At 62.9% G+C, this 22,883-nt stretch carries 19 protein-coding genes and 2 pseudogenes; 12 read left to right on the top strand and 9 right to left on the bottom strand.

Annotation, left to right across the window (positions count from 1 at the left end):
- Window positions 1–211 precede the first annotated feature (211 nt).
- Window positions 212–1,270, top strand: coding sequence for a dipeptidase (locus NKI49_RS28850; RefSeq protein WP_352607146.1), 1,059 nt, complete (start codon window positions 212–214; stop codon window positions 1,268–1,270).
- A 5-nt stretch (window positions 1,271–1,275) separates the two neighbouring features.
- Here NKI49_RS28850 and NKI49_RS28845 read toward each other — a convergent pair whose 3' ends face one another.
- Both NKI49_RS28845 and NKI49_RS28840 read right to left on the bottom strand, forming a co-directional pair.
- The gene (locus NKI49_RS28845; protein WP_352607144.1) at window positions 1,276–1,536 is read right to left on the bottom strand and encodes a hypothetical protein; all 261 of its coding nucleotides are present in this window, start codon (window positions 1,534–1,536) and stop codon (window positions 1,276–1,278) included.
- A 2-nt stretch (window positions 1,537–1,538) separates the two neighbouring features.
- Window positions 1,539–1,967, bottom strand: a pseudogene (locus tag NKI49_RS28840) (glycine cleavage T C-terminal barrel domain-containing protein); the annotation flags it as partial.
- A gap of 129 nt (window positions 1,968–2,096) precedes the next feature.
- Here NKI49_RS28840 and NKI49_RS28835 point away from each other — a divergent pair.
- From NKI49_RS28835 to NKI49_RS28820, 4 genes are all read left to right on the top strand, one after another.
- A complete protein-coding gene (locus tag NKI49_RS28835; RefSeq protein WP_352607142.1) occupies window positions 2,097–2,744 on the top strand; it encodes a class I SAM-dependent methyltransferase in 648 nt (215 codons plus the stop codon).
- Window positions 2,745–2,896: 152 nt separating this feature from the next.
- Window positions 2,897–3,610, top strand: coding sequence for a transcriptional regulator BetI (betI, locus tag NKI49_RS28830; RefSeq protein ID WP_502899614.1), 714 nt, complete (start codon window positions 2,897–2,899; stop codon window positions 3,608–3,610).
- A 33-nt stretch (window positions 3,611–3,643) separates the two neighbouring features.
- The gene (locus tag NKI49_RS28825; RefSeq protein ID WP_352607138.1) at window positions 3,644–4,717 is read left to right on the top strand and encodes an ABC transporter substrate-binding protein; all 1,074 of its coding nucleotides are present in this window, start codon (window positions 3,644–3,646) and stop codon (window positions 4,715–4,717) included.
- Window positions 4,714–6,003, top strand: coding sequence for a flavin monoamine oxidase family protein (locus tag NKI49_RS28820; RefSeq protein WP_352607136.1), 1,290 nt, complete (start codon window positions 4,714–4,716; stop codon window positions 6,001–6,003). The genes NKI49_RS28825 and NKI49_RS28820 overlap by 4 nt, the downstream gene beginning before the upstream one ends.
- Window positions 6,004–6,089: 86 nt before the next feature.
- Here NKI49_RS28820 and NKI49_RS28815 read toward each other — a convergent pair.
- A pseudogene (locus NKI49_RS28815) lies at window positions 6,090–6,653 on the bottom strand (TOBE domain-containing protein); the annotation flags it as partial.
- A 285-nt stretch (window positions 6,654–6,938) separates the two neighbouring features.
- Here NKI49_RS28815 and NKI49_RS28810 point away from each other — a divergent pair.
- Window positions 6,939–8,360, top strand: coding sequence for an aminotransferase (locus NKI49_RS28810; RefSeq protein WP_352607134.1), 1,422 nt, complete (start codon window positions 6,939–6,941; stop codon window positions 8,358–8,360).
- Window positions 8,361–8,612: 252 nt separating this feature from the next.
- On the opposite strand, the gene NKI49_RS28805 is transcribed toward NKI49_RS28810, so the two are convergent.
- Entirely contained in the window at window positions 8,613–9,815 is a 1,203-nt protein-coding gene (locus NKI49_RS28805) for an aromatic ring-hydroxylating oxygenase subunit alpha (protein WP_352607132.1), read from the bottom strand.
- A 347-nt stretch (window positions 9,816–10,162) separates the two neighbouring features.
- On the opposite strand from NKI49_RS28805, the gene NKI49_RS28800 reads away from it, so the two are divergent.
- The gene (locus tag NKI49_RS28800) at window positions 10,163–10,573 is read left to right on the top strand and encodes a hypothetical protein (RefSeq protein ID WP_352607130.1); all 411 of its coding nucleotides are present in this window, start codon (window positions 10,163–10,165) and stop codon (window positions 10,571–10,573) included.
- Between the two features lie 119 nt (window positions 10,574–10,692).
- Here the strand turns inward: NKI49_RS28800 and NKI49_RS28795 are convergent, their stop codons facing one another.
- The gene (locus tag NKI49_RS28795) at window positions 10,693–12,780 is read right to left on the bottom strand and encodes a PAS domain S-box protein (RefSeq protein WP_352607128.1); all 2,088 of its coding nucleotides are present in this window, start codon (window positions 12,778–12,780) and stop codon (window positions 10,693–10,695) included.
- Window positions 12,781–12,845: 65 nt separating this feature from the next.
- Window positions 12,846–13,619, bottom strand: a complete 774-nt coding sequence (locus NKI49_RS28790; protein ID WP_352607126.1) for a response regulator — start codon at window positions 13,617–13,619, stop codon at window positions 12,846–12,848.
- A gap of 45 nt (window positions 13,620–13,664) precedes the next feature.
- Between NKI49_RS28790 and NKI49_RS28785 the strand changes: the two genes are divergently transcribed.
- The gene (locus NKI49_RS28785; RefSeq protein WP_352607124.1) at window positions 13,665–14,351 is read left to right on the top strand and encodes a winged helix-turn-helix domain-containing protein; all 687 of its coding nucleotides are present in this window, start codon (window positions 13,665–13,667) and stop codon (window positions 14,349–14,351) included.
- 69 nt (window positions 14,352–14,420) lie between these two features.
- Here NKI49_RS28785 and NKI49_RS28780 read toward each other — a convergent pair whose 3' ends face one another.
- A complete protein-coding gene (locus NKI49_RS28780) occupies window positions 14,421–14,588 on the bottom strand; it encodes a hypothetical protein (RefSeq protein WP_352607122.1) in 168 nt (55 codons plus the stop codon).
- 186 nt (window positions 14,589–14,774) lie between these two features.
- On the opposite strand from NKI49_RS28780, the gene NKI49_RS28775 reads away from it, so the two are divergent.
- Together NKI49_RS28775 and NKI49_RS28770 are read left to right on the top strand one after the other, a co-directional pair.
- On the top strand, window positions 14,775–15,107 hold the full coding sequence (locus NKI49_RS28775) for a hypothetical protein (RefSeq protein WP_352607120.1): 333 nt from the start codon (window positions 14,775–14,777) through the stop codon (window positions 15,105–15,107).
- Between the two features lie 203 nt (window positions 15,108–15,310).
- Window positions 15,311–15,769 carry a L,D-transpeptidase gene (locus NKI49_RS28770; protein WP_352607118.1) on the top strand — a complete coding sequence of 153 codons (459 nt, stop codon included), beginning with the start codon at window positions 15,311–15,313 and terminating at the stop codon, window positions 15,767–15,769.
- 174 nt (window positions 15,770–15,943) lie between these two features.
- Here NKI49_RS28770 and NKI49_RS28765 read toward each other — a convergent pair whose 3' ends face one another.
- Window positions 15,944–19,027 carry an efflux RND transporter permease subunit gene (locus NKI49_RS28765; RefSeq protein ID WP_352607116.1) on the bottom strand — a complete coding sequence of 1,028 codons (3,084 nt, stop codon included), beginning with the start codon at window positions 19,025–19,027 and terminating at the stop codon, window positions 15,944–15,946.
- A complete protein-coding gene (locus NKI49_RS28760; RefSeq protein WP_352607114.1) occupies window positions 19,024–20,298 on the bottom strand; it encodes an efflux RND transporter periplasmic adaptor subunit in 1,275 nt (424 codons plus the stop codon). The genes NKI49_RS28765 and NKI49_RS28760 overlap by 4 nt, the downstream gene beginning before the upstream one ends.
- A 146-nt stretch (window positions 20,299–20,444) precedes the next feature.
- On the opposite strand from NKI49_RS28760, the gene NKI49_RS28755 reads away from it, so the two are divergent.
- Together NKI49_RS28755 and NKI49_RS28750 are read left to right on the top strand one after the other, a co-directional pair.
- Complete coding sequence (locus tag NKI49_RS28755; protein WP_352607112.1) at window positions 20,445–21,017, top strand: TetR/AcrR family transcriptional regulator; 573 nt, start codon at window positions 20,445–20,447, stop codon at window positions 21,015–21,017.
- A gap of 114 nt (window positions 21,018–21,131) precedes the next feature.
- A complete protein-coding gene (locus NKI49_RS28750) occupies window positions 21,132–22,733 on the top strand; it encodes an inorganic phosphate transporter (protein ID WP_352607110.1) in 1,602 nt (533 codons plus the stop codon).
- Window positions 22,734–22,883 lie beyond the last annotated feature (150 nt).

The raw sequence follows: 22,883 nt of genomic DNA, 5'->3' as shown, positions 1-22,883 counted from the left end.
CGTTAAGACGACGAGATAGAGCGGTTCGGCGTTTCCGTGAACCGGTGAACCGCTCCAGGAACGGTCGGCGTCTATTCGATCCGAAAAATGACGACAGACCACTGCCATTCAACGGGACGGCTTTGCAGTTTGCCCTTGTGGCGCATCTTGCCTAAGTAGGTATGATACATCGCAGCCCGCCGCGCCGACAAACCAATCGAATGATCCCCCAATGACCGCACCCGACCTGGTTCCCGTCTTCGACGGCCATAACGACACGCTGCTCAGGCTCTATCAGTCCAAGGACACGGATGTCGAAAAGCTGTTCACCGACGGCAAGGCGGGCGGCCATATCGATCTGCCGCGCGCCAAGGCAGGTGGATTCGCGGGAGGCATGTTCGCGATCTTTCCACCCCCGGTCGAGAAAACCAGGCGGATCGCTGTTCCCTCGGCGCCGAGCGACAGCGAACCGCTGCCACCGGAAGTTCCGCGCAACGATGCGCTCAACTCGACGATCGCCATGGCATCGATCCTGTTTCGGCTGGAACGGGCCGGCGCGCTCACCGTCTGCCGCAGTGCCGCCGATATCCGCAATGCCATGGCGCAAGGGTCGATCGCGGCGGTGTTCCATATCGAAGGCGTCGAGGCGATCGATCCCGAACTCGCCATGCTCGATGTGCTGCATGCCGCGGGCCTGCGCTCGCTCGGCATCGTCTGGAGCCGGCCGAACGCTTTTGGCCATGGCGTGCCATTCCGCTTCCCGTCCTCGCCCGATACCGGACCCGGGCTGACCGATGCCGGAAAGGCGCTGGTCAAGGCCTGCAACGAGTTGAAGATCATGATCGACCTCTCGCATCTCAACGAGAAGGGCTTTCGCGATGTCGCCGCGCTCAGCGATGCGCCGCTGGTCGCCACCCATTCCAACGTGCATGCGCTCTGCGGCCATTCGCGCAACCTCACCGACTGGCAGCTCGGCGCGATCCGCGAAACCGGCGGCATGGTCGGGCTGAACTTCGCCACCGGCTTCCTGCGCGAGGACGGAAGGATGAATGCCGACACCGGCCTCGACATCCTGGTGCGCCACATTGATTCCCTGCTGCAGGCGCTGGGTGAGGACGGCGTCGGTCTCGGCTCCGATTTCGACGGGGCCATGATCCCGGCCACCATCGGCGACGTCGCCGGCCTGCCGAAGCTCATCGATGCGCTCGCCGCGCGCGGCTTCGGGCAGGCGCTGATCGAGAAGATCGCTTACCGCAATTGGCTGGCCATGCTGGAAAGAACCATAGGATAGGCAGTTCAGCCGAACCCCATGCGCTTCAGCCAGTCCTTGCCGACGCCGCGATCGCGGATGATCGGCAGCGGGTTTTCCGAATCGAGCCGTGCACAGATGCGGTAGACTTCCAGTGTCTCGGCGCTCATCTCGCCGCGCTTGTAGAAAAACATGGCGGCGGCATAGCGTGTGCGGCCCGACCATTTTTCGCCGAGCGGCGTGTTGACCAACTCCCACTGTTCGGCGGCTTCCTCATCGTCATCCCGGTTGCTGGCTTCGTCGACCATGATCAGAAGTCCGCCGGCGGATTGGCGGTGCGGCGGTCGAGCTTGATGAAGGGGCGAGGCACCACCTTGGCCCGCTTCATCAGCTTCTGGTATTGCAACTCGCGCATGGCGTAGATCTCGACCCAGAGGTCGCCGACGACAGTATCACCATATGGTCGCGCCAGCGACGCGATGGCGATGTTGCGCTTGGCCATCGGCGACCACATGGCGGCGCTGACCAGCCCGACCTCCTGGCTCTTTCTGTAATAGACGATGGCGTGTTCGGCCGGGATGTTGCCTTCGATCTCGAGCCCGACCAGCACATGCCGCAGCTTGCGCTTGGCGCGTGCCTCGAGGATGGCGCGACGGCCGTTGAAATGGACCTTTTCCAGATCGATCATGAAACCGAGGCCGATCTCGTCGGGCATGCGCAAGCGGTCGGCGCGGATGGCACGGCAGTCGCCATTTTATCCAGCCATATTGAATGAATGTTCAACAAATGGTGTTGCGTTTTCTCGCCCATGCGCTACGCTTTGCCGGCATTCGAAAGTCCTGCAATCGGCCGATGGAACCAAGGTCCGATGATCGAAACGGCAGATGCCGAGCCGGAGTATGACGACACCGCCATCCGCTTCCTCGAGGCGCTGTGGGGCGATGGCTACCTGTCGCCGGGCGGGCCGGAAGAAGTCGACCGGGTCATCGAGGGGCTTTCGCTTCGGGGCAAGACGATCCTCGACATCGGTTGCGGTTCCGGCGGCATCACGCTGCATCTGGTCGAGCGCCATGGTGCTTTCCACGCCACCGGCTTCGATGTCGAACGACCAGTGATCGAGACAGCCACACAAAGGGCGGTGGCGCGGGGGCTCTCGGATCGCGTCCGTTTCATCCAGGCGCCGCCGGGGCGGCTGCCTTTCACCGACCATGCATTCGATGTCGTCTTCTCCAAGGATGCGCTGCTGCATGTGCCGGACAAGGACGCATTGTTCGCCGAGGTCTTCCGTGTGTTGAAGCCGGGCGGCGTCTTTGCCGCGTCCAACTGGATGATCTCGCATGACGGCGAACCGTCGCCCGAGATGAAGGCCTATGTCGCCGCCGAAGGCTGTCCTTCGCCATGGCGTCGCCGGCCCGCTATGCGCAGGCGATGCGCCGGGCCGGCTTTGCCGATGTCTCCGTCAGGGACCGCAATCCCTGGTACCGCGACGTCGCGCGGGGCGAGCTGGAAAGGCTGAAAGGGCCGCTCTACCCGGCGGTCGCCGCAATGGTCGGCGCGGCCTATGTCGACAAGAACATACGAACCTGGGAAGCCATGCAGAAGGTGCTTGACAGCGGCGAGCACCGTCCCACTCATCTTCGCGCTCGAAAGCCGGTTGGATAGCCGGCGATGCTGGAGACCATCAGACCCATGAAGACAGCAGAGGCCAGGGAAGCCCTCCTTGAACCGGCGCGTAAAAACGAGGCCGAGAAGCGCGGACGCAAGGCATCGAAGGAGGTCAGGCAGCTTCAGCTCATCGAGGCGACGATCGATTCGCTGGCCAAGCGCGGCTATTCGGAGACGACGATGGCCGATGTCGCCGACGGCGCGGGCCTGTCGCGCGGCATCGTCAACTTCCATTTCGAGAGCAAGGAAAAGCTGCTCATCGCGACCTTGCAGCACATGTATGACGAGTACTCGGCGCATTGGCGCAATGCCTTGCAGAAGGCAGGAGATGATCCGGCTCGTCAGCTCCAGGCACTGGTCGCGGCCGATTTCGACCGCTCTATCTGCAACAAGCGCAAGCTCGCCGCCTGGTGCGCCTTCTGGGGCGAGGCCAAGTCGCGGCCGACCTACCAGGCGCTGAGCAGCGCCCGCGACGCCGTCTATCAGACGATCTTCATCGATCTTTGCACGGCGCTGAAACAGAGCGGCTTCTATGCCTATGAGCCGCAGGTGATGGCGCTGGCGCTCAGCGCCATGCTGGAAGGATTGTGGCTGCGGTTGATGATGGGAACCGAGGACACCACGCGCGAATCCGCCTTGCAGGCGGCCAACGAATTCCTGTCGGCGGCATTCCCGAGACATTATCCGGCGAACGCAGCCAGTGAGACGAAACCATAAGAAAACCAGAACACCACGGAGGATGGAACAGCGATGAAGACACTGACCAGACGCCTGACATTGACCCTGGCGTTGGCTGGAATGTTAGCGGCTTCGGCTGCCGCGCTGGCCGCCGACCAGGACCTGATCGTGTTCGACTGGTCCGGCTATGAAGACCCGAGCTTCCATCCGAAATATGTCGAGAAGAACGGCGACTCGCCCACCTTCGCCTTCTTCGGCGACGAGGACGAAGCGTTCGAGAAGGTGCGCTCCGGCTTCAAGGCCGATCTTGGCCATCCCTGCTCGCAAAGCGTGGTGAAATGGCGCGAGGCGGGCCTGCTGCAGCCGCTCGACACGTCGAAGATAACAGGCTGGAAGGACCTCAATCCCGGCATCATGGCGATGAAGAATCTTGCTGCCACGTCGGACGGCAAGGCCTGGTTCATGCCCTGGGACTGGGGCAATACCCAGCTCACCTACAATTCCTCCAAGGTCGACGAGAAGGACGTGCAGTCGCTGAAGGCGTTCGCCGATCCGAAGTTCAAGGGCCGCGTGTCGATCGGCGACAATGTCGACGACGCTTATGCGCTGGCGAGCCTCGCCATCGGCCTCAAGGACTGGACAAAGATGACCGATGACCAGTTCAGACAGGCGTCCGACTTCCTGCGCCAGGTGCACAAGAACGTCCGCTCCTACTGGACCGACACCACCGACGTCGTTCAGCTTTTGAGCGGCGGCGAGGTCGATCTCGCCTGGGCCTGGAACGATGCGACGGTGCAGTCGGTCGTGGCCGGCGTGCCGATCAAATCGAAGAAGGACACCAGCGAAGGCATTTCGACCTGGGTCTGCGGCTCTGTGCTGTTCAAGGACGCGCCCGGCAATGTCGACAAGGCCTATGATTACCTGAACGCCGTCAACGATCCGGAAACCGCCAAGGTGCTGGTCAAGGATTGGGGCTATGGCCAGGCCAACGCCAAAGGCATGGCCGGCGTCGACCAGGCGGTCCTGAAGGAAAAAGGCTACGACGTGCAGAAATTCATCGACAAGACGCTGTTCCAGTCGCCGGTGCCGTCGCAGCTCAAGCAGCGGATGATCGCCGAGTTCGAGAAGATCAAGGCCGGCTATTGAAGACCGGAACAGAAAGAACCGATGTCGTCATTGTCGGCGCCGGCTTCACCGGCCTGTCGGCCGCGCTTGAACTGAAGGCGGCCGGCATCGACTTCCTGTTGCTCGAAGCGCGCGACCGCGTCGGCGGGCGCGTCGAATCGAGGCAGAACGGGCTTGGCGAGCGCATCGACAGCGGCGGCCAGTTCCTGTGCGAGGACATGCCGGAGCTGATGGCGCTGATTGAGGCGCGCGGCAAGATGCTGGTCGAGGCTTACGTCGACGGCGACTTCACCGCGCAGCCGGCGACGTCCGGCCGAGAGGCGGAACAAATCTATGCCGGTTCGATGGCGATCCGCGACCGCATGAATGCGATCGCGCCTGACGATCCCGATATCGCCGGCCTGACCGTTGCCACCTGGCTCGAGCGGCAGGACGATGCCGACGAGGTCAAGGCTGTGTTTCGCTCGATGATCGAAGGCCTGTGGTGCCAAGCGCTGGAAAAGATGCCGCTCTGGCACCTGATCGACAATGACCGGCGTATCACCAACGAGGTGTCCGAGCTGCAGTATTTCGTGCGTGAGACCATGCATTCGCTGGCAGACGATCTGGCCGGAGATGTCGATGACCGATTGCGGCTGGGCGCAGCCGTGACTGCGATCGAGCACGGGCCGGGCGGAGTTCGCCTGATATCGGCGGCGGGCACAATCGAAGCGCTGACGGTGTTGATCGCCGCGCCGCCGGTAATGGTTTCGAAACTGGCTTTCTCGCCGCCGTTGCCGGCTGCGCTGGAGCAGGCCTTGGGCGTCTGGCAGAGCGGCGCCATCATCAAGGTGCTGGTGCGGTATCCCAAGGCCTTCTGGCGTGAGCGTGGCTTGAGCGGCATGGTGATGTGGCGTGACCTGCATGGGCTCTTCGCCTGCGACGTCAGCAAGGATGACGGTCACGCGGCACTGGTGGTCTTCATCGGCGGGCCGCTCGCCTTGCGCTGGCGCGAACTTGGCGACGCAGCCTTGCGCGCCGAAGTCACCGCAAGACTGACGCAAGCGCTTGGCCCGGAAGCGGCCGGCATCCTCGATCTCAGCTACCGCGACTGGACGGACGATCGCTGGAGCGGCGGGGCCTACGGCGATCTCATTGTCGATGTGACGGCTGTCGACGCCGAACCGACAATCCTGGCCGGTGCACCACCGCTGCATTTCGCCAGTTCAGAACTGTCGCCGTCTTTTCCGGGGTACATCGAAGGCGCTATCGTCGCCGGGCGCATCGCCGCGCGCAAGATCATCGCGGAGCGTCGAATTCCTGGTTGAGCATGATCTCCGGACAAACGGTTTCCGTTGTTCGCGAAGCCGGGTTTTCACGGATAAACGGAAACCGTTTGTCCAGGGATCGTGCTCTAATCGGCCATCGCCACCAGCGCCTCGGGATCATAGGCGAGGCGGATCGAGGTGCCGACCGGGATGTCGTCGGCACCGAAATCGTTGGTTTCGGTCACCGAAAGCGGCTTTTCCAGGCCTGGTATTTCGACGATCAGATGGGTGATCTCGCCGAAATAGTGGCGTTCGACCACCTTTCCGGCAACCTCGAACTTGGCCGTCGCATTGTCCCACAGCACGCGCAGGCGCTCCGGTCGGATGCCGAGCGTGGCGGCGCCGCCATTGCGCACGAAGGCCTTCGGTTTGTCGGTCTTCACACGGCCGAAGCCTAGCGTGTCGACGACCAGCGAGGCGCCGTTCTCTTCGACGATCTCCGCCTTGACGAAATTCATGCCTCCGAGGAAGTCGGCGACTTGGCGGCTGACTGGCCGCTGGTAGATTTCCTTGGGCGAGGCGACCTGCGCGATCCTGCCGCCGAACATGACGGCGATGCGGTCGGACATTGCAAGCGCCTCATATTGGTCGTGGGTAACCAGCACGAAGGTGATGCCGACCGCCTGCTGCAAGCGGCGGAGTTCCACCTGCGTCCCGCCATGCGGCATCCTATTGTACTGGCGTCGGCTGCCTTGTTCCCAGTTTTATTCTTGGAGCGCGATCGACCCGCAAAACCGGTGACCGCTTCTGCTGATCGCGCTCCGAGCTTGCCGACTTACGTTTATCATGCGCGCATCCCCGGATTGAAATCAAGCGCTATTTCTGCAATATTGATTGAACGGACATTCAAAATGAAGCGAAGAAAGCCGGTATTTCGATGCTTCGCATCCCACTTCGTGCCCGATGAAAATTTGTGAAGCAAGGACGAGGCGATCATGGCTGCTGCCAGAGATATGAAGGCGACCCGAATGCCCGGCGCGGAACCTGGCGATGCCGCCCTCGAACTGGCCAAGCGCCATCTCATCCAGCCCTGGCCGTTCGCTGGTTCGGTCGGCGCCGAAGCGCGCGCGCTGATCGGCGAAGGCGATGGCATCTACATCACCGACAACACCGGCAAGCGGCTGATCGATGGGCCTGCCGGCATGTGGTGCGTCAATGTCGGCCACCGGCGCAAGGAACTCGCCGAGGTGATGTACGACCAGGCGATGGCGCTGTCCTACAACACGCCCTGGTACACGATGAACGCGCCTTCGGCCGAGCTTGCCGAGCGCATCGCCGGCCACGCGCCGGGCGATCTCAGCCACGTCTTCTTTACGACCGGCGGTTCTTCGGCCGTCGAGACGGCGCTGCGCTTCATGCAGTTCTACAACAATGTGCGCGGCCGGCCGGAGAAGAAGCTGATCCTGTCGCGGGGCGGCGCCTATCACGGTTCGACCTATCTGTCGGCCTCGCTTAACGGCCGCCCGCGTGACCGCGATTGGATGGACGGCGCCGACGAGCTGGTGGTCAAGCTGTCTTCGCCCGATCCGTTCCGCCGGCCGCAAGGCATGAGCCTTGCCGCCTTCACCGATTTCCTCGTCGATCAATTCCGCGACACGGTCGCCCGTGTCGGCGCCGACAGGATCGGCGCTTTCGTCGGCGAGCCGGTGCAGGCATCCGGCGGCGTCGTCGTGCCGCCTGACGGCTATCTCAAGCGCATTCGCGAGATCTGTCGCGACAACGACATCCTCTACGTTTCCGACGAGGTTGTGACGGCATTCGGCCGGCTTGGCCATGTCTTTGCCTCCGGCGAAACGTTCGGAATCGATCCGGATATGATCACCTTCGCCAAGGGCGTCACCTCAGGCTATTTTCCGCTCGGCGGCGTCATCATTTCCGAACGCCTGCTGGAAGAGCTGCGCCGTTCGAGCCATCCGGACGCGATGTTCGGCCATGGCCTGACCTACACCAGCCATCCCGTCGGCTGCGCCGTGGCGCTCAGGAATCTCGACCTTCTGGAACAGGGCGTGCTTGCCCATGCGCAGGCGGTCGCCTCTTATTTCCAGGCGCAGCTGAAGACGCTGGAAGAATTGCCGCTGGTGGGCGAGGTGCGCGGCCTCGGGCTGATGGGCTGCGTCGAATGCGTCGCCGACCGCGAAAGCAAGGACCCGCTACAGCTCGACAAGGATGTCGGAAAACGCATCGACGCGCATTGCCACGAGCTCGGCCTGCTGGTGCGACCGCTGATCAACATGTGCGTGATGTCGCCGCCGCTGGTCATCACGCGCGAGCAGATCAACGACATGGTCGGCATTTTGCGCGAAGGCATTTCAAGGACGATGGACGATCTGCGCAAAGAGGGTGTGTGGCGGGGATAGCTCTCTTCTCCCCGTTCTACGGGGAGAAGGTGCCGGCAGGCGGATGAGGGGCGGCGCTGACGTTGGTGATTGGCCGTGCATGAGGACTTCATCCGTCTGAGGTAATGATCTCACCGGCCAGCACAGCGCCGGCTTACAAGATTTCAATCGAAGATAGCTTTCTGAGTTGAGGGCAAGCCAATCGCGAGGCGCCCGCGCCGCCCCTCATCCGCCCTTCGGGCACCTTCTCCCCGTGGAACGGGGAGAAGGAAGCTAGCCTCTCGACCTCAGAGCGTCGTTCAAATTCCACATGTCCTTCTCCTCCGGCGCGGTCTCGAGGCCGAGCACCGGCAGCATCTTGCGCAGGTGGTCGTGGTGGGTGCGCACGCCGTATTCGAGGTCGGAGAGATAAAAGCCTTCAAAGGCCTCGGACAGCATGGACTCGTTCGACCACACCGAGAGCTGCACATCCTCCGACATGGTGTCGCGGTCGATGCGGAAGGAAAGGTAGCGGGCGGCCGCTTGTTCGCGGCTCTCGTCGCGGTAGCGGTAGATAGCGCCGCGCAGCAGCGTCTGCCCGGTCGACAGCGGAAATTCCTGATAGAACTGCACCGACTCCGGCATCACCGAAATGACCGCATTGGGAAAGATGCCGTAATAGACCCAGGCCTTTCTGAGATAGTCGGGCAGATGCGCCGGCTCGGGCGCGATCTTGACATAGTTCTTGACGCTCCAGCGACGGCCGGCGTGCGGATTGTAGGTGGCGAAGGAGCGCGACACGCCATTGATGAACGGCTCGTCGAAATAGGTCGCGCCATAGAGATCCTGCAGCGCCGGATGCGCCATGGCGACGTGATAGCCCTCATTGTCGACATCGCGCACCGACTTCCAGTTGACCGGCGTCTTCTGGCTCCAGATACCCCAGGACGGCACCATGTCGGCGGCGTTGTAATGCTCGAATTCGGGCTCGATCGGCTTCATCAGCTCGGCGACCGACGGCTGCGGCCCGCCACTGCGGAAGCGGATGAAGATGAAGCCCATCCAGATTTCCAGGTCGAGCGGCATCAGTCCGAACTCGGTCCTGTCGAGGTCGGGAAAGGAGCGCGGGCGCGCGGCACCGCGCAGCGTGCCGTCGAGATAGTAGACCCAGCCATGGAACGGGCAGACCAGGGCGTTCTTGCAATTGCCTTGGCTGTCGGCAACGACGCGGCTGCCGCGATGGCGGCACATGTTGTTGAAGCCGCGCACGACGCCATCCTTGCCGCGCACGATCAGTGCGCGTTCGCCGACCACGTCCATGGTCAGGTAATCGCCGACATTGGGGATGTCCGAGACGTGTCCGACGATCTGCCAATGATTGCGAAAGACATGCTCTTTCTCAAGCTCGAGCAGGGCGTCGGAATGGTAACTCCAGCCCGGCAGTCCCCGCCGGTCCCAATCATTGGGGATCGCCACGTCACGCAGGTGCGGGTTCATGAAAGTCTCTTCTTGTTATTGAATGTCTATTCAATAAAAGCATATTTTTCATTGAAATGCAATGGGTTGCGGAAATCTGGCCGATTTCTAGAAGCAATCCATCGGTCGGCGATCACCGAAAATCGAGCGGCCGCCAGCAGAGAAAATCCTAGGGAATCCGGGAGTTAGTCCGGGTTCCGACGGCTCTGTTTCTGCTTGATTGCGGGGGCCAACATGCCGGCGAACCTTGACTGTCCGGCGTGTGTTTCAATCCGGTTACATCGCTTGGCTCGCGCCATCGTTGTGCCGTTACATGGCGCGATTAAGTTCATTTCATCAGAAAAAGAAAATCCACGAAGGGGATAGCGATGCATGCGAAAGTTCAGATCACCCGCAGCGACTGCCGACTCCAGGCTCCAGAGCGCGCTGACCGCCGCCCGAAACTGGCCCTGCGCCAACGCACAAGCGACCACCCGATGGCAATGTTCTTGGCGCTGGCTGCTTGCACCTTCGCCGGCATGGCGTTCACGCCGACGGTCGGCCCGGCCTTCGCTTCGCTTAATCCCCCGGCCAATATCGCCGAAGGCGCGATGACGACCACCCGGACCGCGCGCCTGCCGATGCCGGCGGTCGACTTTGCCTGCAAGGGGCAGGCCTGGGGCGCCGAGGGCGTGGATTGCCTGCGCGCCATCGCCCAGCAGTCGGGAACGCACAAGGCCCGCGCGATCCGCATGATCGCCAGTGCCGCGCCGCTGACCAACACGCCGAATATTTTCTGATTTCGTCGAAGCACGATCCCTAAAGTCGTTCCCACTGCGGGGATCATGCTGCAACCCCGAGCGCTTCCTCCAGGACGCTCGCTTCGGCTCCCGCCGCGATATCGGCCGGGAGCCGTCTTTTATCCTTTCACAGCCGCCTGCTCGGCAATGGTGGACAGGACGCTTCGCACATCCAGCGTGCTGAACGGCTTTTCCAGGATCTGCGGCCGCTGCTGCGCCGGCAGCGCCTCGATCTCGGCCTTGGCGCCGATCAGGTCCCCGGTGACCAGCACGAAACGCCGCGCCAGCTCTGGCCTTTCGGCAAGCAACTCGCGATAGACCGATATGCCGCTGGTGCCGGGCATGCGCAGGTCCGAAAAGACGATGTCCGGCGGCATGTGGCCGTTTAAAGTGGCGCTGCTGGATTCCCAGATAGGCGCGATCCGCGACTTGATGCCCATCAATTCGAGAATGTCGGACAGCGAGCCGGCAACATCCGGCTCGTCGTCGATGATCAAGGCGTGGCGCAGGCCGCTCGATCGAGGCTGGCTCTCGCCGGCAGCGGCGATGCCGGCTGAAATGGCTGGCAATTGGACGACGAAACGCGCGCCTCGCGGCAGTACTTCCTCGAACCAGACATTGCCATTGTGCCGTTCGATGATCGATTTCGAGATCGACAGGCCGATGCCGGTGCCGACGCCGACCGGCTTGGTGGTGAAGTAGGATTCGAAGATACGGCCGCGGATCGCTTCCGGCACGCCCGGCCCATTGTCCTCGACCGAGAAGCCTGGGTTGCCCCGGTCGCCGCGGAACGTCCGCACCTTGATCAGCCGGTCGCCGGCAACACCGGCCAGCGCGTGCTGGCTGTTGATGAGGAAGTTGGCCGCGACCTGCGTCACGTGGTCGGCATCGGCCATGGCCAGCAGCGGGCCGGCAGCGAAATCCGTGTCGATGATGATGCCGCTTGATCGCGCGCCATAAGCGGTCACCTCGAGCGCGGCGCGGACCACCTGGTTGAGATCGGTATCGGCCTGCGCCGCGGGATGCAGGCGCACCATCGACAGGAAGCTCTTGACGATGCGGCCGCAGCGCTCGGCCGCGGCGCGCACTTTCTCGGCGCGGACCTTGGTCTGCGGATCCGAAGCGAATTCGTGCAGCAGCGTGGATTGCGCGACCACCACTGCCAGCGGGTTGTTGAGTTCGTGCGAGACGCCGGCCAGCAGCGATCCCATCGCCGCCATCTTCTCGTTCTGGTGCAGCTTCTCGCGTTGCCGGTTGATCTCCTCCTCGGCGCGCAGCTTGTCGCGCAGGTCACGGATGGAGCCGAAGATCAACTGGCGGTCGGCGACGCGCATCTCGGTCGCAGTCAGCTCGATCGGGAACACCTCGCCGGCCGCGTTCTGCGTCACTGTCTCCAGCCGTTGGCCGACCATCGGCGCGCCGCGGCCCGACATGTATTCGGCCCCCGAAACGTAACCCTTGCGGTAATAGATCGGCACGATGGTGTCGAGCAGGTCCTTGCCGAGGATGTCGCTGCGCTGGTAGCCGAACATCTTCTCTGCGGCCGGATTGAATTCGATGATCGAGCCGGTCTCGTCGATGACGACGATGGCGTCGAGCGAGGCCTGCAGCATGGTGCGGCGGATGACCTCGCTGGCATGGGCTTCGGAGGGGGAGCGTTCGATGGCGCCGCCGATGGCGAGCGCAATGATGTGCAGCGCGGCCTCTTCCTCGTCCGTCCACACGCGCTCGTCGACGCAGTCGTTGACGGCCAGCGTGCCCCACAGGTTGCCATGCGCGAAGACGGACACCGACAGGAAAGACTTGATGCTCTGCTTTTCGAAGTCGGTTCTCAGGAAGCCTTCGAGATCGCGCGTATGCCCGGCGAAGACCTTGCCTTGCCTTTCGTCCTCGGCCAGCCGCTCCAGCAGCGGATCGGAATTGACGATCGACTGCATGATGACGGTCGGCGATGCCAGTTCGCCGCCGAAACCGGAGTCGATCCAATAAGCGGCGACCGACTGGGCGAAACCCTGGCCTGGCAGCTCGCGAAGGCGGAACAGGATGCCGCGCTGGCACTCCATGGCGCGGCACAGCGTTTCCAGTATGCCGTCCATCTCGCGCTGCCAGTCGCCGGCCTCGCGCAGCCGGCGCACGACACGCACGGCCGCCATTGCCGCACCCTGCCTGGCGCCCTGCATATCCGTGCCTGCTGCTTCGGCGGTCATCTTCAGCCGTCATTGCGCTGCCATGTTAATCCGCTCCGGGACCAGCATGGCACCGGGAAAGGAAGTCAGTTGCCGTCGCCGACCGGCAGCGAGAAGATGTAGCCTTCACCGCGGACCGTGCGCAGGAATTTCGGATTGGCCGGATCAGCCTCGATCTTCTTTCGGAGCCGCATGATGCGAATGTCGACCGCGCGCGAGGATTCCGGATCCTCGGTGAAGCCGATCGCCTCGGAGATGGCGGCGCGCGTCAGCAGCCGGTTGGCGCGGCTCAGGAAAACCTCCAGCACGTCGAATTCGCTCTTGGCCATGTCGATCACCGCCCCGTTGGCGCCGGTGACCAGCCGGCCGTCGAGATCTGCCTGGAAAGGACCAAAGGCGACGGAGCGGCGGTCCGTGCCGGTTCTCTTGTCCAGCAGTTCCATCGGCTGCGGGACACGGCGCAGCACGCTGCGGACCCTGGCCAGCAATTCGCGCAATTCATAGGGTTTGACGATGTAGTCGTCGGCGCCGAGCTCCAGCCCGACGATGCGGTCGAGCGCGGTGCCGGCGGCGGTCGCGTAGATGATGCCGATCGGGAGTTTCGAGCGCAGCCAGCGGCCGAGCGACAGGCCATCCTCGCCCGGCATGGCGATGTCGAGGATGGCCAGGTGGAAGGACTGCGTTTCGACTAGGCTGCGCGCGGCGGCAGCGGTTTCCGCGGTCGCCACATCATAACCCGCGGCACCGAGATATTCGGCAACCGCGTCCCTCAGGTCAGGCTCGTCCTCGACGATGACAATTCTTGCCCGCACGATGCCTTCGCTCCCACTTTCAGTGGAAAGTAGATTGGGTATAAACATGATGTCCAGCACTCATATCTGGTTGTCAGGGAACGGTTGGAAAATATGGCCGCACGAGCCGTCATCGCGCTTGTTTCCGTCGCCGAGGTGATCGCGACCGAACTCGCCGACCATCTCGAGCGGCGCGGCCATGACGTGCATCAGGCGTGCCAGCCCTGGGAAGCGGAATCGCTGTTGTCGGGCAAGGGTATCGATGTGGTCGTCGTCGGCGACAGCCTTAGCCAGGCGGAAGGGCGCGATCTGCTGAGGCGCCATGGCGGCGAGAATGGGCCGGATTTCATCCTGATCTGCCGGCCGGCCGACCTCGTCGACAAGGTGCTGGCGCTCGAGCTTGGTGCGGCCGACGTCGTCGAAAGCCCACTCAATGTCAGGGAACTCGCCGCCCGTGTCGGCGGCCTTCTGTCGCGACGCGGCAGAGGCACCCAGGAATTGATCGTGCTGGAAAACGCGACCGTCGACCTGAGATCGGCCATGGTCATGCATCGTTCCGGCACGGAAGAGCAGCTTTCGCCGGGTCAGGTGGCGCTGCTCAGGCTGTTCCTGGCCAGCCCGCGCAAGGTGCTGACGCGTGACGACATCATCGCCGCCGCACCGGCCGAAAATGCCGACGCCTTCGATCGCTCGATCGATTCGCGCATCGTGCGGCTGCGCCGCAAACTCGACACCGAGACCATCACCACAATACGCGGCGCCGGCTACCGGTTCGATCCGCCGGTACAATTCAGCGACTGACGGCCGGATGCTCACGCTGTTTTTCCGGCTGAGCATCGGATTTCATTTGCGAGCCGATATTCCCCTCGTTCAGCGCACCACCAGCAATGACGGGCCCCATGGCATCTCGGTGCCCATGCTGAGTTCGCTTGCATGAGCTCGGTCCCTGAAAAGCACGGAAGCAAGGCCGGCAAAGCCGAGCAGGCCCTGCGCATAAAGCAGTACGGAAAGCACCGAGGCTGCGAATTTTGTTTTCATCGTTCCAATCCTCAGAAATGAATGTGCTGCTGCGGGTCGCTTCAGGAAACTCCCGAAGTGCCCGCGCCGCCAGCGGAGCCCCCCGTCGCGGCGCGGGCCTTCGGTCCTCTCGGCAGCAAGATGCCGGAGGGGCCGCGCAATGCCAGCAGCCGAAGGCCAACCCGCCAGAGGGCCTTGAACCGGGCGATGCGCAGGCTGGAAACAATCCAGACCGTGGCGGAAAACAGGATGGCGTGCAGGGTCGAGATCTCGCTCGAGGTCATCGCCGCGAGCCGCGCCACGGAGCCGCCGGCAACCCTGCCGACGCCGCCGATGACCGCTGCCGCGATGCTGATCCTGAGGAGCCAGGACCAAGTATTCGATTTCGTTCCCATGGCCGTTGCCGTCTGCTTTCGTTGCATCGACTTTGCTGGCGGCCTGTATCCACATCATGCCGCCCAAATCCGCGCTTTGTTGCAGATCGGTTTCGCAAACGATCTTGGTCACTTTCAGTTAGTCGAACTCGAACTTTCGTTTTGAGGCGAGCAATTATGTTCTGGCGTTGGCTCCATCTAACGGAGGCCGATGACGGTATCTCGATCCGGCGGCAGGAGGCACGATGTTAACCAGGGGAAACAGATTCGAAACACAAACGAGCATTTCGCGAAATCTTTTCGAAACATGCCGGAGCGATAAGCCGCCATCGATTGGAGCCGGCCGAACCGGCAGACAGAGGGGACATCATGCACGCCACCATTTCCGCCAAGCTCATCAACATCGCCGCTGCCGCACTGACGGGCGCCGCACTTCTGTTCGGTGCGGGCACCGGCGCCCACGCCGCCAATAAGATCGTGGCGCGCGTTTCGCTGTCGCAGCAGGTTATGGAAGTCTCGGTCGATGGCCGGCCGACCTTCGCCTGGAAAGTCTCAACCGGCGACAAGGCGCATGTGACGCCGACCGGCTCATTCAAACCGACGCGCATGCATGAGATGTGGTATTCGAAAAAGTACGACAACGCTCCGATGCCGCATTCGGTCTTCTTCAGCGGCGGTTATGCGGTGCACGCCACCTACGCCGTCAAGCGTCTCGGCCAACCGGCCTCACATGGCTGCGTGCGGCTGCACCCCGACAATGCCGCCGATTTCTACCAGCTTGTCGAGACCTTCGGGCCGACCAACACCAGCATCGTCATCGTCAAGTAGCAGGCTGCGATCGGGGCGTGTCGGCGCATGCTGCCACGCCCTCGTCAAAGCTCCCGCCGGGAAGCTCCAGCGGTCGAGCCCAGCCAAAAAAGGCCGGAAATTTCCGGCCTTTTTCTTGTCGTTGTTGTTTACGCATTCCCGGACGGAAATCGTCGCACACTTTCCTGGATTGCCCTAGTCCTGCAATGCCGGCATCAGCTTGGGATCCGGCTTCTCGGCATGGTGCGGCAGGTCCTTGCTGGCGATGAAAGTGTAGAACATGGGCACGACGAAGAGCGTGAACATGGTGCCGACCAGGATGCCAGTGAAGATAACCAGGCCCATCGAATAGCGGGCCGCGGCTCCGGCGCCGCTGGACGTGATCAGCGGCACCACGCCGAGCGCCATCGCCGCCGTGGTCATCAGGATCGGCCGCAGGCGGACCTTGGCCGAGGCGATGATGGCGTCATGCCGCCGCATGCCGTGGGCCTCGCGCTGCTGGTTGGCGAACTCGACCAGCAGGATGCCGTGTTTGGTGATCAGGCCGATCAGCGTGATCAGGCCGACCTGCGTGTAGATGTTGAGCGTACCGAGGCCCAGATTGAGCGGCACGATGGCGCCGAAGATCGACAGCGGCACTGCCATCATGATGATAAGCGGATCGCGGAAGCTCTCGAACTGCGCTGCCAGCACCAGATAGATGACGACAACGGCCGCGGCAAAGGCAATCAGGATCGTGTTGCCCTGTTCCTTCTCCTGCCTGGATTGGCCGGAATAGTCGATGAAGAAGGTGTCGGGCAGGCTCTCCCTGGCGATGTCTTCGAGGGCTTGCAATCCGTCGCCCGTGGTGACGCCGGGCAGCGGCAGCGCGGAAATCGTCGACGAATTCAGCTGGTTGAACTGCTCGATTGCGGCCGGCGCCGCATTGGTCGAAATCTTCACCACGGCCGACAGCGGCACCATCTCGCCCGTCACGCTGCGCACGAAATACTGGCCGAGCTTTTCGGGATTGTCACGGAACTGGCGCGGCACTTGCGGGATGATGTCGTAGCTGTTGGAGTCGCGGTCGAACTGCGCCACCTCGGCGCCGCCGACCAGCAGCGTCAGCGTGCGGCCGATATCGGCGATCGGCAGGTTGAGCGCCGCGGCGCGATCGCGGTCGATGGTCACCGTCACCTGCGGCGCGTCGTAGGCCATCGAATTCTGCACGACGATGAAGCGGCCGGAGGCCTGCGCCTTTTTCTTGATCTGCTCGGCCACCTCGTACACCTCGGAAGCTTCGCCGGTCGAGCGCACCACCATGGCGATGGGTAGGCCGCCGCCGGAACCCGGCAGCGTCGGAGGCGCAAAGACGAAGGCTTCGACACCCGCCACCTTGCCGATACGAGCCGTGATGTCGGCCTGCAGCTCCTTCGAATTGCGTTTGCGTTCCGCCCAATCCTTGAAGGCATAGCCGACGAAGGCGCTGTTCGTTGTGCCACTGAAGGCGACGGCAGAGAACTGCGCCCGTGTTTCCGGGATATCCTTCACCAGACCGAGAATCTGGTTCACGTATGTCTCGGTGTAATCGGAGGTCGCATAACGCGGCGCCGTCACAATCGAGAGCAGAAAGCCCTGATCCTCTTCCGGCGCCAGTTCGCTCGACGTCTTGGTGAACATGAAGCCGGTTACGCCGACAAGCGCCAGCACGATGAGCAGCGTCAGCGGCCGATAGTTTAACGAACCGGTGACAGCCCGCTCATAGACGTGCTCGACCCGCGCGAAAGTGCCGTCGACGATGCGCTGGAAACGGCCCGGCGTGCCGGACTTCAGGAGGCGCGCCGACATCATCGGGGTGATGGTGATGGCGATAACGCCCGACAGCACCACCGAGCCGGCCAGCGTGACGGCGAATTCGCGGAACAACGCGCCGGTGAGGCCACCGGTGAAGGCCAGCGGCGCGAACACGGCGGCCAGCGTCATCGTCATGGCGACGATGGCCGAGGCGATTTCGCGCATGCCGCTGAACGCCGCCTGCATCGGCGACATGTGGTCTTCCTCCATATGGCGGTGGATGTTCTCCACCACCACGATGGCGTCGTCGACGACAAGACCGATCGCCAGCACCATGGCGAGCAGCGACAGAAGGTTGATCGAATAACCCACCGCGAACAAAAGGAAACAGACGCCGATCAGGGACAGCGGGATGGTGACGATCGGCATCATCACCGAACGGAAGGAGCCAAGGAACAAAAGGATGACGACGACGACGATGGCAACAGCCTCGCCGATGGTCTTGAACACTTCTTCGATCGAGGCGCTGATCTGCTCCGTCGCGTCGTAGACGACCTCGATCGTCATGCCCTTCGGCAGCGTCTCCTGGATTTGCGGCACGAGCTTGGTGAGAGCCGCCGCCGTGGTCAGCGGATTGGCAGCAGGGGTCGGGAAGATGGCGAGGAAGGTGCCCGGCTTGCCGTTGAAGGAGACCCTGGTGTCGGTGTTCTCGGCGCCGAGTTCGACACGAGCGACGTCGCGCAACCGCACCACATTGCCGTCGGTCGAGCGCAGCGGCAGCTCGGCGAAGGCCTCCGGGGTCTGCAGCGTCGAGCGCACGGTGATCGAGGAGACGACATATTCGTTCTCGGTGTTGCCGGGCGCCGACAGGAAGTTGGAATTATCGATCGCCAACAGCACCTCGGCGGCCGTCACGCCGCGCGCGGCCAGCCTGACGGGGTCGATCCAGACGCGCATCGAATATTCCTGGGCGCCGAAGATCTGGACGTCGGCTACGCCTTCGACCGTCGACATGCGGGGCCTGATGACGCGCTCGATATACTCGGTCAGCTGCTCCTTCGTCATGTTCGGATTCTGCATCGAGATGTACATCATCGCGAACTGCTGGCCGGTGCCCTTGACGATGACGGGATCCTTGGAGGCGTCCGGCAAGGTGCCGCGCACGCCCTGGACTTTTGATAGCACCTCGGTCAGCGCGACATCCGGGTTGGAACCGAGCTTCATCTGCACCGTCACGGTGCTGGAGGACGGGCGGCTTGACGAGGTGACGTAATCGATGTTCTCGGTCGAGGCGACGGCGCGCGCGATCGGGGCGGAAATGAAGCCCTGGATCAGGTCGGCGCTGGCGCCCGGATAGGCTGTCGTGATGGTGATCGCGGTTTCGTCAACCTTCGGATACTGCCTGATCGACAGGCCGAAAATGCCCTGGAAGCCCAGAAGCAGGATCATGCAGGCAAGGACCGTCGACAGGACGGGCCGGCGAATGAAGAGATCGGAAACGCTCATTGCTGGGCGGCCTGCTTGTTCGCCGATTTGGTCGGGTCGATGGTGTTGTCGACATTGACGGACATGCCGTTGAAGAGGCGATTCTGACCCGCGGTGACGACCTCATCGCCAGCCTTGAGACCTTCGACGATCTCGACCATGCCGTCATTGCGGCGGCCAGGCTTGACGAACACCTGCGACAGGATCAGGGCGGGCTTCTCGCCTTCCGCGGCCGGCTTGGCCTGATCGGCAGCCGCCTTGCCCGCTGGTTTGGCCCCAACCGCGGGCTTGGCGTCCGCCGGCTTGTCGGTTGCCGCCGCGGCGGGCTTTTCTTCCGGCTTGGCCGGCTGCGCCTCGGCGGGCTTCGCCTGCTGCACCACGAATATGTAATCCCCATAGAGGCTGGTGGTCAGCGCCGTCTGCGGCAGCGCCAGCACGTTCTGCTCCTCGGGCAATTCGACACGCACCTGCACGAACTGGCCAGGGGTCAACTTGCCATCGGGATTGGCGACTTCCGCCCTGATGTTCACCAACCGGCTGGACGGGTCGATCTTCGGGTCGATGCCGCGAATGGCGCCAGCAAACGGCATATCCCCAGCGCCCAGGCCCAGCCGAACCGTCTGGCCGATCTTGAGCAATGGAAGCTGCTGTTCGGGGACCGAGAAATCGACCCGCATCGTTTCGAGATCCTGCAACGTCACCACGGCTGTACCGGGCGCCAGATACTGGCCGATATCGATCTTCGGGATGCCCACCGTGCCGCCGAAAGGCGCCGTCAGCTGCTTCTGGTCGAGCACGGCCTGCAGCTTGGTGACCTGAGACGCGGAGGCCGAGGCCGCGGCGCGCGCCGTATCGAGCGTGCTGTCGGAGCCGACGCCACGTTTCGTCAACTCGATGGCGCGGGCCAGCGACGTCTGGTCGAGCGCGGCCTGCGCCTTCTGCGCATCGAGATCGGCGCGCTCGACGCCGGCGTCGAGTTGCAGCAGGACCGCGTTGTCCGCCACCTTCTGGTTGGCGTGGAAAAGGATGTCCTTGACGATGCCGGTGGTCTCGACCGTCAGGTCGACACCGCGCACGGCCCTGACCGTGCCGATCGCCTCGACGCCTGGCGTCCAGCTCGACGGCTTGACGACGGTCGTCGACACGGTCGCCGCCGGCGGCTTCATGGTGGCGAAATATTGCTTGATGCCGTTGTCGCGCAGGAAGTTGAAGCCGACAATGCCGCCGACCACGACGACCAGCACGAGCAGAACCAGGGCGATGATAACGATACGGAGTATGCGCTTGAACAAGAAGGTCCCCTCAGTCGAAAATCCGGCGCCAAGCGCGGACATCGGGACACATATCGACTGCGGGTCCCGATTTCAAATAATGGCGGACTTACTGTACCGTCTGGACGGTCTTGTCAATTGGGCCTAAGCTTGCGATGGGAGGCACCATGAGAGCCCAACGAACGAACTCGCGCGAGAGAATTCTCGCCGCGGCGGCGCATGTTGCCCGGGAATCCGGGCCCGGCAGCCTGTCGCTGGATGCAGTCGCCAATCGCGCGGGCGTATCGAAGGGTGGGCTGCTCTACAATTTCCCGACCAAGGCAAAGTTAATGCAGGGGTTGGTCGAGGAATATCTGCGCGAATTCGAAGAGGCGCTGGAAACGGCGCGCAAAAACGACGCCGGAGCCGAGAGCCCGCTTGCCGCCTATATCAGGCTGTCGGCCGATGACTGCGAGGAATCGCAACCCTCCGCATCCTGGATCTTTTCGGCGATCGCCGAGGATCCCGATTTCATGACGCCGATAAAGACATTCAAGCGGCAACTCTTCGAGCGGCTGAAAGGCGAGACGCCGGATCTCAAGTCGATGCTGGTCTGTTATCTCGCCATCGAGGGGCTGCGCAGCATGAACCTGTTCGATTCCGATGTGCTGTCCAAAGACGAACGGCAGTTGCTGGTGTCCTCCTTGCTGGAAATCGCCGGTTCGCCGGATGTTGAACAAGCCTCCAAAAAGCGACCCTGACGGGCGTTTCACCCGGGCGCATTCCCCGCACCATGCTCGACATCGTCACACAGGGTTCATCGTGCGGACCTAGCGTTCCTCCCGTTCTTTGCTGCAGTGCAAAAGGAGTGGGACATGGTGGATATCGTTTCTAGTGAGGCGGGCATTCCGAGACCGGATCATCCGCTTGAGCAGCCGGGCGGCGCCAAGTGGTTCCTGCCCGCCTTCGGCGTGCTGGTGCTGGCCGGCATCGTCTATGTCGGCTACGCGCTCAGCCAGGACCTGGCGGTGGCCAAGACCGTGCCGTGGATCCTGCTCGGCATCGCCTTGCTGATCGCGCTCGGCTTCGAATTCGTCAACGGCTTCCACGACACCGCGAATGCGGTGGCGACCGTCATCTACACGCGCTCGCTGCCGGCTGAATTCGCCGTCATGTGGTCGGGCGCCTTCAATTTTCTAGGGGTTCTTACGTCCAGCGGCGCGGTCGCCTTCGGCATCCTGTCGCTGCTGCCGGTCGAGCTCATCCTGCAGGTCGGTTCCTCCTCAGGTTTCGCCATGGTGTTCGCGCTGCTCGTCGCCGCGATCCTGTGGAACCTCGGCACCTGGTTCCTCGGCCTGCCGGCTTCGAGCTCGCACACGATGGTCGGTTCGATCATCGGCGTCGGCCTTGCCAACCAGTTCACGGCGCCGTCCGGCAGCGCCACCAGCGGCGTCGACTGGTCGCAGGCGACCAGTGTCGGCACGACCCTGTTGGTGTCGCCGATCATCGGCTTCTTCGCCGCCGCGATCCTGCTCTATGGGATGAAGCTCCTGGTCCGCAACCCGGCCCTTTATGAGGCGCCAAAGGGCAACGCGCCGCCGCCCTGGTGGATCCGCGCGCTGCTGATCTTCACCTGTACCGGCGTCAGCTTCGCGCACGGTTCCAACGACGGGCAGAAGGGCATGGGGCTGATCATGCTGATCCTGATCGGCGTGGTGCCGACCGCCTATGCACTGAACCGCACGCCGGACGTCAATTATCTCGAAGCCTACAAATCGGCCTCGGTCAGCGTCGAGCAGGCGCTGGGCAAATATGCCAAGCCCGGCGTCATCGTTGCCGACGCCAAAGCGGCCGTTCAGGACGCGGTCCGCACCAGGACCTGGAACGACCAGACGACAGTCGCCCTGCAGACCTACATCCACAACACGACCGCTTCGCTCCAGCCCTACACTTCGGTCGAAACAGTGCCGACCGGTCTGGTCAGCAATGCCCGCAACGACATCTACCTGATCGGTGAGGCGCTCAAGCTGATCGACAAGAAGAAGCTGCTGCCGATGGAGGCTGCCGACCTCAAGGCGGTCACCGACTATCACAAGGCCGTCGACAACGCGACGAAGTTCATCCCGCTGTGGGTGAAGATCGCCGTTGCGCTGGCGCTCGGCCTCGGCACGATGGTCGGCTGGAAGCGGATCGTCGTCACCGTCGGCGAAAAGATCGGCAAGAGCCATCTGACCTATGGCCAGGGAGCCGCGGCCGAACTCGTGGCGATGGTGACCATCGGCATGGCCGACCGGCTCGGTCTGCCGGTGTCGACGACCCATGTGCTGTCTTCGGGCGTCGCCGGAACGATGGCCGCCAATGGTTCAGGCCTGCAATGGTCGACCGTGCGCAACCTGCTATTGGCCTGGGTGCTGACCCTGCCGTGCTCGATCGCGCTCGCCTTCGTACTGTTCATCGTCTTCCGCCAGGTCTTCTGAGCGGAGCAGGCACGTTCAGAAAAGGCAGCGCCGGTGATCGGCGCTGCCTTTTTCTTGTGTGCCGAGCATGATCGACAGCTCGGAGGTGTAAGTCCTCTACCCAGCCTGATGGCGGCGAAGGGTTAGCGAAGCGCAAGGGCGTCGTCGTGA

The organism is Mesorhizobium sp. M0587, from assembly GCF_040320945.1.
Taxonomy (GTDB): Bacteria; Pseudomonadota; Alphaproteobacteria; order Rhizobiales; family Rhizobiaceae; genus Mesorhizobium.
The sequence above is the reverse complement of the archived record's forward strand: the minus strand, read 5'-3'. Positions and strand labels throughout refer to the sequence as shown.

Excerpts from the sequence above, each read along its gene's own strand:
- NKI49_RS28850 (WP_352607146.1), top strand. The coding sequence starts at position 212 with ATGACCGCACCCGACCTGGTTCCCGTCTTCGACGGCCATAACGACACG.
- NKI49_RS28845 (WP_352607144.1), bottom strand. The coding sequence starts at position 1,536 with ATGGTCGACGAAGCCAGCAACCGGGATGACGATGAGGAAGCCGCCGAA.
- NKI49_RS28835 (WP_352607142.1), top strand. The coding sequence starts at position 2,097 with ATGATCGAAACGGCAGATGCCGAGCCGGAGTATGACGACACCGCCATC.
- betI (WP_502899614.1), top strand. The coding sequence starts at position 2,897 with ATGCTGGAGACCATCAGACCCATGAAGACAGCAGAGGCCAGGGAAGCC.
- NKI49_RS28825 (WP_352607138.1), top strand. The coding sequence starts at position 3,644 with ATGAAGACACTGACCAGACGCCTGACATTGACCCTGGCGTTGGCTGGA.
- NKI49_RS28810 (WP_352607134.1), top strand. The coding sequence starts at position 6,939 with ATGGCTGCTGCCAGAGATATGAAGGCGACCCGAATGCCCGGCGCGGAA.
- NKI49_RS28805 (WP_352607132.1), bottom strand. The coding sequence starts at position 9,815 with ATGAACCCGCACCTGCGTGACGTGGCGATCCCCAATGATTGGGACCGG.
- NKI49_RS28800 (WP_352607130.1), top strand. The coding sequence starts at position 10,163 with ATGCATGCGAAAGTTCAGATCACCCGCAGCGACTGCCGACTCCAGGCT.
- NKI49_RS28795 (WP_352607128.1), bottom strand. The coding sequence starts at position 12,780 with ATGACCGCCGAAGCAGCAGGCACGGATATGCAGGGCGCCAGGCAGGGT.
- NKI49_RS28790 (WP_352607126.1), bottom strand. The coding sequence starts at position 13,619 with ATGTTTATACCCAATCTACTTTCCACTGAAAGTGGGAGCGAAGGCATC.
- NKI49_RS28785 (WP_352607124.1), top strand. The coding sequence starts at position 13,665 with ATGGCCGCACGAGCCGTCATCGCGCTTGTTTCCGTCGCCGAGGTGATC.
- NKI49_RS28780 (WP_352607122.1), bottom strand. The coding sequence starts at position 14,588 with ATGAAAACAAAATTCGCAGCCTCGGTGCTTTCCGTACTGCTTTATGCG.
- NKI49_RS28775 (WP_352607120.1), top strand. The coding sequence starts at position 14,775 with ATGCGCAGGCTGGAAACAATCCAGACCGTGGCGGAAAACAGGATGGCG.
- NKI49_RS28770 (WP_352607118.1), top strand. The coding sequence starts at position 15,311 with ATGCACGCCACCATTTCCGCCAAGCTCATCAACATCGCCGCTGCCGCA.
- NKI49_RS28765 (WP_352607116.1), bottom strand. The coding sequence starts at position 19,027 with ATGAGCGTTTCCGATCTCTTCATTCGCCGGCCCGTCCTGTCGACGGTC.
- NKI49_RS28755 (WP_352607112.1), top strand. The coding sequence starts at position 20,445 with ATGAGAGCCCAACGAACGAACTCGCGCGAGAGAATTCTCGCCGCGGCG.
- NKI49_RS28750 (WP_352607110.1), top strand. The coding sequence starts at position 21,132 with ATGGTGGATATCGTTTCTAGTGAGGCGGGCATTCCGAGACCGGATCAT.